We start from the raw sequence: 13,741 nt of genomic DNA, 5'->3' as shown, positions 1-13,741 counted from the left end.
AAATCCTCAACTCCCTGAAGGAGAAGCGCACATGACCGATCCCGTGCCCGTACGGCGCGTCCTCGCGGTGATCCCCGCGCGTGGTGGCTCCAAGGGCGTACCGGCGAAGAACCTGGCCCCGGTCGGCGGCGTGCCCCTGGTGGCCCGCGCCGTCCGCGAGTGCCTCGCCACCCGGCAGGTCACCGACGTCGTGGTCTCCACCGACGACGCCGCCATCGCCGCCGCCGCGCGGGACGCGGGCGCCGAGGTCGTGACCCGGCCCACCGCCATCGCGGGCGACAAGTCCAGCTCCGAGGCCGCCGTTCTGCACGCCATGGACGCGCACGAGGCGCTGCACGGCGCGGCCGTCGACGTGGTGCTGCTCGTCCAGTGCACCAGCCCCTTCCTCGTACGGGAGGACATCGACGCGGTGGTCGGCGCGATCCTCGACGGCGGCGCCGACAGCGCGCTGACCGTCGCGGCGTTCCACGGGTTCGTATGGCGCCACGAGGACGACGAGCCGCGGCCCGCGACCGTGCACAGCGCCGCGGCCGAGGCGGGCGGCGTCGCCGTCCTCGCCGACCGGAAGACCGCGACCGGCGGCGGCTACGGCGTCAACCACGACAAGTCGCAGCGCCAGATGCGCCAGGACCGGCCCCAGGACCTCCTGGAGACCGGCGCCGTCTACGGCATGGAGACCAGCGGTTTCCGCCGCCACGAGCACCGCTTCTTCGGCCGCACCGAACTGGTGCGCACCGACCCCGCGCGCGTGCTGGAGATCGACGACCCGCACGACCTCGCGCGCGCCCGCGCGCTGGCCCCCCTCTTCGACCAGCAGTCCGTCCTCCCCTCCAGGGAGGACGTCGACGCGGTCGTCCTCGACTTCGACGGCACCCAGACCGACGACAAGGTGCTGATCGACTCCGAAGGACGGGAGTTCGTCACCGTGCACCGCGGTGACGGCCTCGGCATCGCGGCCCTCCGCAGGAGCGGCCTCGAACTGCTGATCCTGTCCACGGAAGTGAACCCGGTCGTCGCCGCCCGGGCCCGGAAGCTCAAGATCCCGGTCCTGCACGGCATCGACCGCAAGGACCTCGCACTCAAGCAGTGGTGCGAGGAGCAGGGCATCGCGCCGGAGCGCGTGCTCTACGTCGGCAACGACGTCAACGACCTCCCGTGCTTCGCCCTCGCGGGCTGGCCCGTGGCGGTCGCCAGTGCCCATGACGTCGTGCGCGGCGCCGCACGCGCCGTCACCACCGTCCCCGGAGGCGAAGGCGCGATCCGAGAGATCGCCAGCTGGATCCTCGGCCCTTCTCTCGACTCCCTCAACAAGTAAGGAACGCCAGAACCATGTCCAACGTGTCTTCTTCCCGCATCCGTAAGTTCGGTACCCGCGAGGCCGGCCCCGGCCGCCCCGTCTACATCACGGGCGAGATCGGCATCAACCACAACGGCGACCTGGACAACGCGTTCAAGCTGATCGACGTGGCCGCCGAGGCCGGCTGCGACGCCGTCAAGTTCCAGAAGCGCACCCCCGAGATCTGCACGCCGCGCGACCAGTGGGACATCGAGCGGGACACCCCCTGGGGCCGCATGACGTACATCGACTACCGCCACCGCGTCGAGTTCGGCGAGGACGAGTACCGGTCCATCGACGAGTACTGCAAGAAGCGCGGCATCGACTGGTTCGCCTCCCCGTGGGACACCGAGGCCGTCGCCTTCCTCGAGAAGTTCGACGTCCCCGCCCACAAGGTGGCCTCCGCCTCCCTCACGGACGACGAGCTGCTCCGCGCCCTGCGCGCCACCGGCCGCACCGTCATCCTCTCCACCGGCATGTCGACGCCGAAGCAGATCCGGTACGCCGTCGAGGTCCTCGGCAGCGACAACATCCTGATGTGCCACGCCACGTCGACGTACCCGGCGCAGGCCGAGGAGCTCAACCTCCGCGTCATCAACACCCTCCAGGCCGAGTACCCGAACGTCCCGATCGGCTACTCCGGCCACGAGACGGGCCTGCAGACCACGCTCGCCGCGGTCGCCCTCGGTGCCACCTTCGTCGAGCGCCACATCACCCTCGACCGCGCCATGTGGGGCTCCGACCAGGCCGCCTCCGTGGAGCCGCAGGGCCTCACGCGCCTCGTGCGCGACATCCGCACCATCGAGGAGTCCCTCGGTGACGGCGTCAAGAAGGTCTACGAGTCGGAGCTCGGCCCGATGAAGAAGCTGCGCCGCGTGCCGGGCGTCGTCGCCGAGGCGGAGATCGCCGTCGCCGCCGGCGAGCCGGTGGGTGTCTGACGGTCGCAACCAGTGGGCGGCCGGGCGCGGTACGGACCGCGCCCGGCCGCCCGGCGCCCTCGGGAGGGCCCGCATGTCCGGCAGTACGTTGTGCTTCGTCGAGAGCCCGGTACAGCTCCTCAACGTCCTGGAGTGGGCACACCACCAAGAGGTCACCGCGACCGTCGTGGTGCTCTCGCCCACCGACCCGATGACCCGCGGCCAGCTGCGCCGCATGGCCGAACTCGCCCGCACCGAAGGACACACGGTGCGCTGGGAGGAGGCCCGCGGCGGCGCGGCCGCACCCTTCCAGACGATCGGCGGGCTCGCCCCACCGCTGCGCAGGGCCGACCGGATAGTCCTCGGCGACCCGTTCTCCCGCTACGTACAGCTGCTGCTCACGATCACCCGTGCCCGCGAGCTCGTCGTCGTCGACGACGGCACCGCCACGATGGAGTTCGTCGCCCAACTGGTGCGCGGCGAACGGCTCGTGCGCTGGCACCGGCGCGGCGGCAGGTCGGGACCGCGCGACCTCGTCTTCGGGCCCGTCGCGGCGGCCGCACGCCGCAGGCTCACCGGGCACGCGCGCCGCGACTCCGTGTCCGTGTTCACGTCGATGCCGGTGGCCGAGGCCCCCGACGGCGTCACGGTGACCTCCAACGACTACGCCTGGACCCGCGCCCGGTTCGGCCCGCCCCGGATCACGCGCGGCGCCGACATGGTCGGAACCTCCCTGGTGGAAACGGGGGTCGTCGACCTGGAGCAGTACCTCGGCGCGGTCCGCGAACTGACCCGCGCGCACGGCGCCACCCGCTACTTCGCCCACCGCCGCGAGAGCGCCGACAAGCTCCACCGCCTCGCCGCCGAGACCGGCCTGGAGATCGTCCGCCCCGACCTCCCGCTGGAGCTGATCGCCCGGCGCGGCCCCATCGGCCGTACGATCCTCAGCTTCCCCTCGACCGTCGTGCACACCCTGCCGATCGCCCTCGCCGGTACGGGAGTGAAGGTCGCGGTGTGCGAGATCGACCCGGCGTGGCTGCGGCAGGGCGTCTCCGATCACGCGCAGGGGTTCCTGGCGGGGATCTCGGGGTCGGCGCGGGGCGTGGTGCGGGCGGTGTGAAATCCGCTGGCCGCCGCCCCCGGGCACGTCGTACGCTCGCTCCCGTGACCAGCCCCGAGTCCGACAGACTCCGGCCACCGGCAGCCGTCCGGTGGCCTTCTTCCGCGCACCGTTGAGGCCCGCCCTTTCTGGACCCGGCCTCCGCTGACGCACGCACGCGTACGTACGTACATACGCACAGCCACCGCCGCACGGCCTGCCGGAACCGCGACCACTTCCCCTCTCCACGGTCCCGGAGTCCGTCGTGCCTTTCGCTCTCCACTTGCTCGCCCTCGCCGTCTTCGCGCAGGGAACATCCGAGTTCATGCTCTCGGGGCTCGGCCCCGACATCGCCCATGACCTGGGCGTCTCCATCCCCGCCGCCGGTGCGCTCACGTCCGCCTTCGCGATCGGCATGATCGTCGGGGCGCCGCTCACGGCCGTTCTCGCCGTGCGCCGGCCGCGCCGCCCGGCGCTCTTCGGCTTCCTCCTGGTCTTCGCCCTCGTACATGTCGTCGGCGCGCTGACCAGCAGCTTCCCGGTACTGCTCGGCACGCGGGTCGTCGCGGCGCTCGCCAACGCAGGGTTCCTCGCGGTCGCCCTCGCCACGGCGGTCGGCATGGTCGCCCCCGACGCCAAGGGCCGCGCCACGTCGATCCTGCTCGGCGGCACCACCCTGGCCTGCGTCGCGGGCGTGCCGGGCGGGGCGCTGCTCGGTCAGCTCCTCGGCTGGCGGGCCGCGTTCTGGGCCGTCGCGCTGATCTGCGTACCCGCGATGATCGCCGTGCTGCGGTCGGTGCCGGCGGAGTCGGGGCCGGGCGCGCGCGGCGACGTACGGGCGGAGGCGCGAGCCCTGCGCAGCCCGCGGCTGCTCACGGTGCTGCTGCTCGGCGCGTTGGTCAACGCCGCCACGTTCTGCACGTTCACGTACCTGGCGCCCGTCGCCACGGAGGTCACAGGGATCGGCGCGGCCTGGGTCCCGGTGCTGCTCGCGCTCTTCGGCCTCGGTTCGTTCGCCGGGGTCAGCGCGGCGGGTCGGCTCTCGGACACGTATCCGACGCGGGTCCTGGTGCTCGGCGGGGCGGCGCTCCTGCTCGGCTGGGTCGTGTTCGCGTTCGCCGCGGGCAACGTCGCGGCGACCCTCGTCCTCGCCTTCGTCCAGGGCGCCCTGTCCTTCGCGGTCGGCTCCACCCTGATCGCACAGGCGCTCTACGCGGCGTCCGGCGCGCCCACCCTCGCGGGCGGGCTCGCGACGGCCGCGCTCAACGTCGGCGCGGCGCTCGGACCGTGGGTGGGCGGGCTCGCGATCGGGGGCGGGCTCGGGTACCGGGGCGTGATGGGGGTGAGCGCGTTGCTCGTGGCGCTCGCGTTCGTTGTGACGTGTGTCGCACGAGTGGTCCGCGGGAGGGCCGGTGGCGGGGCCATCGATGACGTCCTCGTCGGGCGCTGACGTGCAGGTCGAAAAGAGACGTCATACCCTGCCTGTGCGATCGACATGCGCATCGCGGCCCGGTTTCTTACGTCATTTGGGCTGAACTTTTGTTGATCGCGGGTTAGTTGGCACCTGCATCGCCCTACTCTTCAGAGGGTGAACGAGTTGAAGTCCCGAGAGTCAGAGGCCGATCAGCCCGGGGAATCCGTGCCGGGCGCCGCACTGCCGGGTGCGCTGCCCGAAGCGCTCCGTGCCGAGCTCATCGCCTTCCGGCGCGACCTGCACATGCATCCCGAGCTGGGCAATCAGGAGTTCCGCACCACCGCGGCGCTGAAGACCCGCCTGGAGAAGGCGGGCCTTCAGCCGCGGGTGCTCGGCCTCGGCACCGGCCTCATCTGTGACGTCGGCGTCGAGGGCGGCGAGTGGCGCGGCGGTCGCGGCATGCTCGCTCTGCGGGCCGACATCGACGCGCTGCCGATCCCGGACACCAAGGCGGACTGCGCGTACCGGTCGACCGTTCCGGACCGGGCGCACGCCTGCGGGCACGATGTGCACACGACGGTCGTGCTGGGCGCCGGGCTCGTCCTCGCGGAGCTGCACCGCGAAGGTCAACTGCCGCATCCGGTACGGCTGATCTTCCAGCCGGCCGAGGAGGTGCTGCCGGGCGGCGCGCCCGACGCGATCGAGTGCGGGGTGCTCGACGGCGTACGGAAGATCGTCGGCGTGCACTGCGACCCGAAGGTCGACGCGGGCCGGATCGGGATCCGGCCCGGGCCCATCACGTCCGCGTGCGACCGCCTGGAGGTCACGCTCGACGGCCCCGGCGGCCACACGGCGCGTCCGCACCTGACCACGGACCTGGTCACCGCCGCGGCCAAGGTCGCCACGGAGGTGCCGGCGCTGGTCGCTCGCCGCGTCGACGCGCGCTCGGGGTTGGCCGTCACGTGGGGGCGGCTCGAGACGGGGCACGCGTGCAACGTGATTCCGCAGCATGCGGAGTTGTCCGGGACGGTGCGGTGCCTGGACCTGGACGCGTGGCGCGCGGCGCCGGACCTCGTCCACGGGGCGATCCAGGAGATCGCGGACCTGTACCGGGCGAAGCCGGTGGTGAATTACATCCGCGGGGTCCCTCCGGTGGTCAACGATCCGGTGGTCACGGACCTGTTGCGTGACGCGATGACGTCCCGTCGTGGTGCGGAATCCGTCGAGGACACCCAACAGAGCCTGGGCGGCGAGGACTTCTCCTGGTACCTGGAGCACGTCCCCGGCGCGATGGCCCGCCTGGGCGTGAAGTCGCCGGGGGAGTGGGGCTCCCGGGACCTCCACCAGGGCGACTTCGACGTCGACGAATCCGCTGTCGCGGTCGGCGTGGAACTCTTCACGGCGGCGGCGCTTCTGGACGCCGACGCTTAGCCCGGGGTGCGGTGCGGCGCGGCCGGGGCCGTGTTCCTGGCTCGCGGCACCGGTGCCTGCCCGGCTGTGCCGGTGCCCGGTCATCTCCCTCCCGCCCGCCCCCTCCGGGGGCTTTGGCCCGTCCGGGGCCCGGCTGTTGTGCCGGGGTCGGGGCCTGTGGTGAGGGGTGCGCTGCACCGGGGCGCCGCCTTGCCCACCCTGCCGCCCCAGGCGGCAGATTGCCCAAGGCGGGGGCGGTTGACCGCGACGGGCGGTGAGCGTGGCCCAAGGCGGGGCGGCCGACCGCAACGGGTGGAGAGCCGTGGCCGGCGGAGGTTGCCCAAGGCGGGGTGGCGTCGACCGCGACGGGTGGGCACATCAAGCCCCTGCGGCGATTGAGCAGCGGGGTCCGGGGCGGAGCCCCGATCTTTCGAGCCCAGCGGCGGGTGGGCAATTCCAGCCCCGCCGGCGTTTGAGGCGCGGGGTCCGGGGCGGAGCCCCGTGGCCGGGGGACGGTTGGCCGCGCCTCGTGGCCGGGGGACGGTTAACCAGTACGTAACGGGCCACCGGCACAAATGCATAACGGCGCCGCCCAACCGATTACCCCGCCACGCTACGCGCGTTACGCTCCGCCGAACTCAGCGCCCTGCACGGCGTGTTGACGAAGGAGCACCTCACCATGCGTCCATCTCGTACGTCCCGGCTCACCCACATCTCCGTCGCCGTCATCGGTCTCGCTCTCGCCGCCACCGCCTGCGGCGGCACCAGCGCCGACAAGGCGGGCGACGACGCCAAGGACAAGAACCTCGGCCTCGCCATCTCCTACGACGTCGGCGGCCGCGGCGACCAGTCCTTCAACGACGCCGCGTACTCGGGCATGGTGAAGGCCGACGAGGAGTTCGGATACAAGAGCGACGACCAGGAGCCCAGCGACGGCGAGAGCGACGCCGACAAGATCGCGCGGCTCAGCTCGCTCGCCAAGAAGGGCTACAACCCGGTCATCGGCGTCGGCTTCGCCTACGCGCCCGCCGTGAAGGCCGCCGCCGCGAAGTACCCGAAGACCACCTTCGGCATCATCGACGACTCCACGATCCAGGCGAAGAACGTCGCGGACCTGGTCTTCAGCGAGGAGCAGGGCTCGTACCTCGCCGGTGTCGCCGCCGCCAAGGCCACCAAGACCGACACCGTCGGCTTCGTGGGCGGCGTCGACGTACCGCTCATCCACAAGTTCGAGGCCGGCTTCGTCCAGGGCGTGAAGGACACCGACCCGAAGGTGAAGGTGCTGACGCAGTACCTGACCGAGACCGCCCAGGAAGGCGGCTTCTCCAGCCCCGACAAGGGCAAGACCGCCGCCGCGGCCCAGTTGGAGAAGGGCGCCGACGTCATCTATCACGCGGCCGGCCTGTCCGGTCAGGGCGTGATCGAGGCCGCCGCCGCGAAGAAGAAGTTCGCGATCGGCGTCGACTCCGACCAGTACCAGCAGAAGCCGCTGGCCAAGTACAAGGACTACATCCTGACGTCCGCCACGAAGGACGTCGGCCGCGCCGTCTACGAACTCGCCAAGTCCGTGCACGACAAGAAGCCGCTGTCCGGTGTGACCCGGTTCGACCTCAAGGCGGGCGGCGTCGGCATCACCGACACCAACCCGAAGTACAAGGAGGTCGCGGGCCTGGCCGACGCGGTGGAGAAGGCCAAGCAGGACATCATCGACGGCAAGGTGAAGGTGGCGACCAAGCCGTAGCCGCACCCCACCACAACGCGACGCCCCGCACCGCGACGCACCACCCCGCACACACCCGCCGCGCCCCGGCTTCCACGACGAAGCCGGGGCGCGGTTGCAGTACGGACCGATAACGGTCTCCATGAGGGTCTTCAACGAGCGTTCTACGCGCGTTAATCTGCGGCGAAGCCAGCGCCGTCCGGTCCGTCGTCGGTGCTCGTACGTACCTCTGTACCTCTAGGAGCTCATTCCATGCGCCGGGTTTCCCGCATCGCGCTCGCAGGCACTGCGACCGTCGCCCTCGCCACCTCGCTCACCGCCTGCGGCGGCACGTCCAGCGAGGCCGCCAAGGACAAGAACGGTGGCAAGGCCACGGGCATCGCCATCTCCTACGACGTCGGTGGCCGCGGCGACCAGTCGTTCAACGACGCCGCGTACGCGGGCATGGTCAAGGCCAAGAAGGAGTTCGGCTACAAGGGCGAGGACCAGGAGCCGACCGACGGCGAGACCGACGCGGACAAGACCGCGCGCCTGGTCTCCCTCGCCAAGGCCGGCTACAACCCCGTCGTCGGCATCGGTTACGCCTACGCGCCCGCCGTGAAGGCCGCCGCCGCGAAGTACCCGAAGACCACCTTCGGCATCGTCGACGACGCCACGGTCCAGGCGAAGAACGTCGCCGACCTCGTCTTCAGCGAGCAGGAGGCCTCCTACCTCGCCGGTGTCGCCGCCGCCAAGGCCACCAAGACCGACACCGTCGGCTTCGTGGGCGGCGTCGACGTACCGCTCATCCACAAGTTCGAGGCCGGCTTCACGCAGGGCGTGAAGGACACGAACCCGAAGGTCAAGGTCGTCAAGCAGTACCTGACCGAGACCGCCGACGAGGGCGGCTTCTCCAGCCCCGACAAGGGCAAGACCGCCGCCGCAGCGCAGATCGAGAAGGGCGCCGACGTGGTCTACCACGCGGCGGGCCTGTCCGGTCAGGGCGTCATCCAGGCCGCCGCCGCCAAGAAGGTCTGGGCGATCGGCGTGGACTCGGACCAGTACGAGCAGAAGGCCCTGGCCAAGTACAAGGACAGCATTCTGACTTCGGCGACGAAGAACGTGTCGGAGGCCGTGTACAACCTGGCCAAGTCGGTCCAGGATGGCAAGCCCGAGACGGGCGTCGTCACCGGTGACCTGAAGTCGGGGGAGGTCGGCCTCGCGGGCTCGAACCCGAAGTTCTCCGGCGACGAGGAGATCCAGAAGGCGCTGAAGACCGCGAAGTCGGGGATCACCAGCGGCAAGATCAAGGTTCAGAGCAAGCCGTAATCGCGGCGACATGAGTGCGGAACGGGGTGCGGGGAGCCTGTGCTCACGGGAGGGTCCGTGAGCACCCGGGCTCCCACCGCGCCCCGTTCGCAGACGTAGGGGCTCCAGCGCAGGGAACGGCGCCCGGCCCCCTTCTCCAGGAGAGTGCGCCATCAACGCGTCCCAGAGCCCGCCGGCCGTCGAACTGGCCGGCATCACCAAACGCTTCCCCGGCGTCGTCGCCAACCACGACATCCACCTCACCGTGAACAAGGGCACCGTGCACGCCCTCGTGGGTGAGAACGGTGCGGGCAAGTCGACGCTGATGAAGATCCTCTACGGCATGCAGAAGCCGGACGAGGGCACCATCGCCATCGACGGCACCACCGTCACGTACTCCTCGCCCGCCGACGCCATCGCACGCGGCATCGGCATGGTGCACCAGCACTTCATGCTCGCCGACAACCTCACGGTCCTCGAGAACGTGGTGCTCGGCAGCGAGAAGCTGTACGGGATCGGGGCGCGGGCCCGCCGCAAGATCCTTGAGATATCCGAGCGTTACGGCCTGGGCGTGCGCCCCGACGTCCTCCTGGAGGACCTCGGTGTCGCCGACCGGCAGCGCGTCGAGATCCTCAAGGTGCTGTACCGGGGCGCCACGACGCTGATCCTCGACGAGCCGACGGCCGTGCTCGTGCCGCAGGAGGTCGACGCGCTCTTCGACAACCTGCGCGAGCTCAAGGCCGAGGGCCTGTCCGTCATCTTCATCTCGCACAAGCTCGGCGAAGTCCTCTCCGTGGCCGACGAGATCACCGTCATCAGGCGCGGCACGACGGTCGGCACCGCCGTCCCCGCCGAGACCACGTCGAAGCAGCTCGCCGAGCTGATGGTCGGCTCCGAACTGCCCACCCCGGAGACCGCCGAGTCGACCGTCACGGACCGCGCCGTCATCGAGGTGAGCGGGCTGCGCCTCGACGCCGAGGGCGGCCGGCCGCTCCTCGACGACATCTCGTTCACGATCCACGCGGGCGAGGTCCTCGGCCTCGCGGGCGTCGAGGGCAACGGCCAGACCGAGCTGATCGACGCGCTCATCGGCCTCAAGCACGCCGACTCGGGAACCATCGAGCTGGCCGGTACGGAGATCACCTCCTGGGTCACCCGCAAGCGCCGCGAACAGGGCATCGGCTACATCCCCGAGGACCGGCACCGGCACGGCCTGCTCCTGGAGTCGCCGCTCTGGGAGAACCGGATCCTCGGCCACGTCACCGAGAAGCCCAACGCGCGCGGGGTCCTCATCGACATCAAGGCGGCGCAGGCCGACACCCGCCGCATCGTCGAGGAGTACGACGTCCGCACCCCCGGCATCGACGTCACCGCGGCGTCCCTGTCCGGCGGCAACCAGCAAAAGCTCATCGTGGGCCGGGAGATGAGCCACAAGCCGCGCTTCCTCATCGCAGCGCACCCCACGCGCGGCGTCGACGTCGGCGCGCAGGCCCAGATCTGGGACCAGATCCGCGAGGCACGGCGCGAGGGCCTCGCCGTACTGCTGATCTCCGCCGACCTGGACGAGCTGATCGGCCTGTCCGACACCCTGCGCGTGATCTACCGGGGCCGGCTCGTCGCCGATGCCGACCCGGCCACGATCACGCCCGAGGAGCTGGGTTCGGCCATGACGGGCGCGGCCTCGGGACACCTGGAACACGTAGAACAGCCTGCGGTCCCCGCAGCGCGCGAGCCGGAGGACGAGTCCTGATGGCCATGGGTATGGCGAAGAAATTCGACAGGGAGCGGCTGCTCCTCGGTGTCGCGGGCCCGGTCATCGCCCTGGTCACCGCCGTCGTGCTCACTTCGGTGGTGCTGCTCGCCTCGGGCAAGTCCCCGATCGAGCCGTACAGCATCATGTTCGAGCAGGCGACGTTCTCGGACGTGCAGGTCCTGATCATCAACCAGGCCGGCATGTACTACCTCGCCGCGCTCGCGGTCGCCATCGGCTTCCGCATGAATCTCTTCAACATCGGTGTGGACGGCCAGTACCGGCTCGCCGCGGTGGTGGCCGCGATCGTCGGCGCGAAGGTGGCGCTGCCGGGCTTCGCGCAGGTCCCGCTGCTGATCCTCGTCGCGATGCTCACCGGCGCCATGTGGGCGGGCATCGCGGGCCTGTTGAAGGTGACGCGCGGCGTCAGCGAGGTCGTCGCGACGATCATGCTGAACTCCATCGCGTCCAGCGTCATCGGCTACCTCTACCTGCCCAGCGTCTTCGGCGTGCAGGTCGGCAACAACAAGACGACCGGCGTGATGCACGAGTCCGGCTGGTTCCCCGGCATCAACATGGGGGCGGCGGGCGAGATCTACGGCTTCGTGGTCATCGCCGCGCTGCTCGGTGTCGCCTACTGGTTCGTCCTGAACCGCACCCGCTTCGGCTTCGACCTGCGCGCGACGGGCGCCTCGGAGTCGGCTGCGGCCGCCTCCGGCGTCGACGCCAAGCGCATGGTCCTCACCGCGATGCTGGTCTCGGGCGCGCTCGCCGGCCTCGCGGGCCTGCCGCTGCTCCTCGGCGACACCCACACGTACTCGCTGACCTTCCCGACGACGATCGGCTTCCAGGGCATCACGATCGCCCTGCTGGGCCGCAACTCGCCGGTGGGGATCGCGTTCGCGGCCCTGTTGATCTCCTGGCTGGAGAAGGCCTCGCAGGAACTCGACCTCCAGGGCTACGACAAGGAGATCGCGGTGATCATGCAGGGCATCATCACGATCGCCGTGGTGGTCTCCTACGAGGCCGTACGCGTCTGGGGCCAGCGGCGCCAGCAGCGCAGGGTCGGCATCGAACTCGCCGTGGCCGCGGCCCCGGGCAACAACAACGACACGGAGAAGGAGGTGGCTGCCCGATGAGCACGGTCCTCGTCGACAAGAAGGCCGCGTCGCAGCCCGCACCGGGCGGCCGCCGCAAGCTGTCACTGCCGGTCCTGATGATCGGGGTGGCGGGTGTCCTGATCCTGACCTCCCTGGTCCGCCTGATCACGGGCGCCGACGGCATCACGAACGTCAGCCAGATGGCCACGGCCCTCCAACTCGCCGTCCCCATCGGCCTCGCGGGCCTCGGCGGCCTGTGGTCCGAGCGCGCGGGCGTGGTCAACATCGGCCTCGAAGGCATGCTGATCCTGGGCACCTGGTTCGGCGCCTGGGCGGGTTACCAGTGGGGCCCGTGGGTCGGCGTGTGCGTCGGCATCATCGGTGGCGCGCTCGGCGGTCTGCTGCACGCGGCCGTCACGGTCACCTTCAACGTCAACCACATCGTGTCCGGTGTGGCCATCAACATCCTCGCGCTCGGCGTGACGCGCTACCTCTCCAACTTCACGTTCGAGGGTGTCGAGGGCGGCACGACCAAGCAGTCCCCGCCGGTCGACTCGCTCGGCACGTTCAGCGTCCCCGGTCTGTCCGACTGGCTGACGACCCTGAACGAGAAGCACTGGTTCCTGATCTCGGACATCGCGGGCCTGCTCGGCGGCCTGGTCACCGACCTGTCGCCGCTGACGATCATCGCGGTCGCCCTGATCCCGTTCACGTGGTGGGCGCTGTGGCGCACGCCGTTCGGCCTGCGCCTGCGCTCCTGCGGCGAGAACCCGGTCGCGGCGGAGTCCCTCGGCGTCAACGTCCTCAAGTACAAGTACGTGGCCGTCATCATCTCCGGCGGCCTCGCGGGCCTCGGCGGCGCGTTCCTCTCCATCGTCGCGAACCCCTTCTATCTGGAGGGGCAGACGGCCGGTAAGGGGTACATCGGCCTCGCCGCGATGATCTTCGGCAACTGGATGCCGGGCGGACTCGCCCTCGGCGCGGGCCTGTTCGGCTACACGGACAGCCTCCGGCTGCGCGGCGGCACGGAGAACGTGCACGCGCTGCTGCTGCTCGTGGCGATGCTGCTGGTCATCGCCGCGATCTGGACGCTGGTCAAGAAGAGGTACGTCGCCGGTGTCATCTGCGCCGTGGCGGCCGCCGGTGCGGCAACCTGGTACGCGACCACCGACGATGTCCCGCAGCAGCTCGTGACCGCTGTCCCGTACATCGCCACACTGCTGGTCCTCTCCTTCTCGGCCCAGCGGCTGCGGATGCCGAGGGCGAACGGCCAGCCGTACCGGAAGGGCCAGGGTTCGTGACCGTTGACGGGGTTGACTGGGAGGACCTGCGGCAGGCGGCGCGCGAGGCGATGTCCCGGGCCTACGCCCCGTACTCCGGCTTCCCGGTCGGCGCGGCGGCCCTCGTCGACGACGGCCGCACGATCACCGGCTGCAACGTCGAGAACGCCAGTTACGGCCTCGGCCTGTGCGCGGAGTGCGGCCTGGTCTCGCAGCTCGTGGCCAGCGGCGGCGGCCGCCTCACCCACTTCACGTGCGTGGACGGCAAGGGCGAACTCCTGATGCCGTGCGGCCGCTGCCGCCAGCTGCTGTACGAGTTCGGGGGCCGGGAGCTGCTGATGGAGACGGGGGCGGGGGTGCGGACGCTGGGGGAGATGCTGCCGGAGGCGTTCGGCCCCGAGCACTTGAACTGACGGACCTGGCGAACG

11 protein-coding genes are annotated in these 13,741 nt (G+C 70.7%); all 11 read left to right on the top strand.

The window, feature by feature from the left end:
- Window positions 1-31: 31 nt before the first annotated feature.
- Window positions 32-1,315, top strand: coding sequence for a cytidylyltransferase domain-containing protein (locus tag ACOKM3_RS17900; protein WP_426901668.1), 1,284 nt, complete (start codon window positions 32-34; stop codon window positions 1,313-1,315).
- A gap of 14 nt (window positions 1,316-1,329) precedes the next feature.
- Complete coding sequence (locus ACOKM3_RS17895) at window positions 1,330-2,274, top strand: N-acetylneuraminate synthase family protein (RefSeq protein ID WP_426901666.1); 945 nt, start codon at window positions 1,330-1,332, stop codon at window positions 2,272-2,274.
- Window positions 2,275-2,347: 73 nt separating this feature from the next.
- Window positions 2,348-3,373 (top strand): hypothetical protein, encoded by a 1,026-nt coding sequence (locus ACOKM3_RS17890; protein WP_426901664.1) that lies wholly within the window; start codon window positions 2,348-2,350, stop codon window positions 3,371-3,373.
- Between the two features lie 244 nt (window positions 3,374-3,617).
- The gene (locus ACOKM3_RS17885; protein ID WP_426901662.1) at window positions 3,618-4,802 is read left to right on the top strand and encodes a Cmx/CmrA family chloramphenicol efflux MFS transporter; all 1,185 of its coding nucleotides are present in this window, start codon (window positions 3,618-3,620) and stop codon (window positions 4,800-4,802) included.
- Between the two features lie 138 nt (window positions 4,803-4,940).
- Complete coding sequence (locus ACOKM3_RS17880; protein WP_426901660.1) at window positions 4,941-6,197, top strand: amidohydrolase; 1,257 nt, start codon at window positions 4,941-4,943, stop codon at window positions 6,195-6,197.
- 658 nt (window positions 6,198-6,855) lie between these two features.
- A complete protein-coding gene (locus ACOKM3_RS17875; protein ID WP_426901659.1) occupies window positions 6,856-7,917 on the top strand; it encodes a BMP family lipoprotein in 1,062 nt (353 codons plus the stop codon).
- Window positions 7,918-8,148: 231 nt separating this feature from the next.
- Window positions 8,149-9,204: a BMP family lipoprotein gene (locus ACOKM3_RS17870; RefSeq protein ID WP_426901657.1), complete on the top strand. Its 1,056-nt coding sequence runs from the start codon at window positions 8,149-8,151 to the stop codon at window positions 9,202-9,204.
- 151 nt (window positions 9,205-9,355) lie between these two features.
- Entirely contained in the window at window positions 9,356-10,933 is a 1,578-nt protein-coding gene (locus ACOKM3_RS17865) for an ABC transporter ATP-binding protein (protein WP_426906817.1), read from the top strand.
- Window positions 10,934-10,938: 5 nt separating this feature from the next.
- Window positions 10,939-12,072 carry an ABC transporter permease gene (locus tag ACOKM3_RS17860; RefSeq protein ID WP_426906816.1) on the top strand — a complete coding sequence of 378 codons (1,134 nt, stop codon included), beginning with the start codon at window positions 10,939-10,941 and terminating at the stop codon, window positions 12,070-12,072.
- Window positions 12,069-13,334 (top strand): ABC transporter permease, encoded by a 1,266-nt coding sequence (locus ACOKM3_RS17855; protein ID WP_426901655.1) that lies wholly within the window; start codon window positions 12,069-12,071, stop codon window positions 13,332-13,334. Before ACOKM3_RS17860 ends, ACOKM3_RS17855 begins: the two co-directional genes overlap by 4 nt.
- Window positions 13,331-13,726 carry a cytidine deaminase gene (locus tag ACOKM3_RS17850; protein WP_426901653.1) on the top strand — a complete coding sequence of 132 codons (396 nt, stop codon included), beginning with the start codon at window positions 13,331-13,333 and terminating at the stop codon, window positions 13,724-13,726. Before ACOKM3_RS17855 ends, ACOKM3_RS17850 begins: the two co-directional genes overlap by 4 nt.
- Window positions 13,727-13,741: the final 15 nt, after the last annotated feature.

Origin of the sequence: Streptomyces nidicola (assembly GCF_050106155.1) — a bacterium.
Classification (GTDB): domain Bacteria; phylum Actinomycetota; class Actinomycetes; order Streptomycetales; family Streptomycetaceae; genus Streptomyces.
This window is presented reverse-complemented; position numbering and strand designations above follow the sequence as displayed.

Coding starts and splice junctions, on each gene's coding strand:
- ACOKM3_RS17875 (WP_426901659.1), top strand. CDS start 6,856: ATGCGTCCATCTCGTACGTCCCGGCTCACCCACATCTCCGTCGCCGTC.
- ACOKM3_RS17860 (WP_426906816.1), top strand. CDS start 10,939: ATGGGTATGGCGAAGAAATTCGACAGGGAGCGGCTGCTCCTCGGTGTC.
- ACOKM3_RS17855 (WP_426901655.1), top strand. CDS start 12,069: ATGAGCACGGTCCTCGTCGACAAGAAGGCCGCGTCGCAGCCCGCACCG.
- ACOKM3_RS17870 (WP_426901657.1), top strand. CDS start 8,149: ATGCGCCGGGTTTCCCGCATCGCGCTCGCAGGCACTGCGACCGTCGCC.
- ACOKM3_RS17895 (WP_426901666.1), top strand. CDS start 1,330: ATGTCCAACGTGTCTTCTTCCCGCATCCGTAAGTTCGGTACCCGCGAG.
- ACOKM3_RS17890 (WP_426901664.1), top strand. CDS start 2,348: ATGTCCGGCAGTACGTTGTGCTTCGTCGAGAGCCCGGTACAGCTCCTC.
- ACOKM3_RS17900 (WP_426901668.1), top strand. CDS start 32: ATGACCGATCCCGTGCCCGTACGGCGCGTCCTCGCGGTGATCCCCGCG.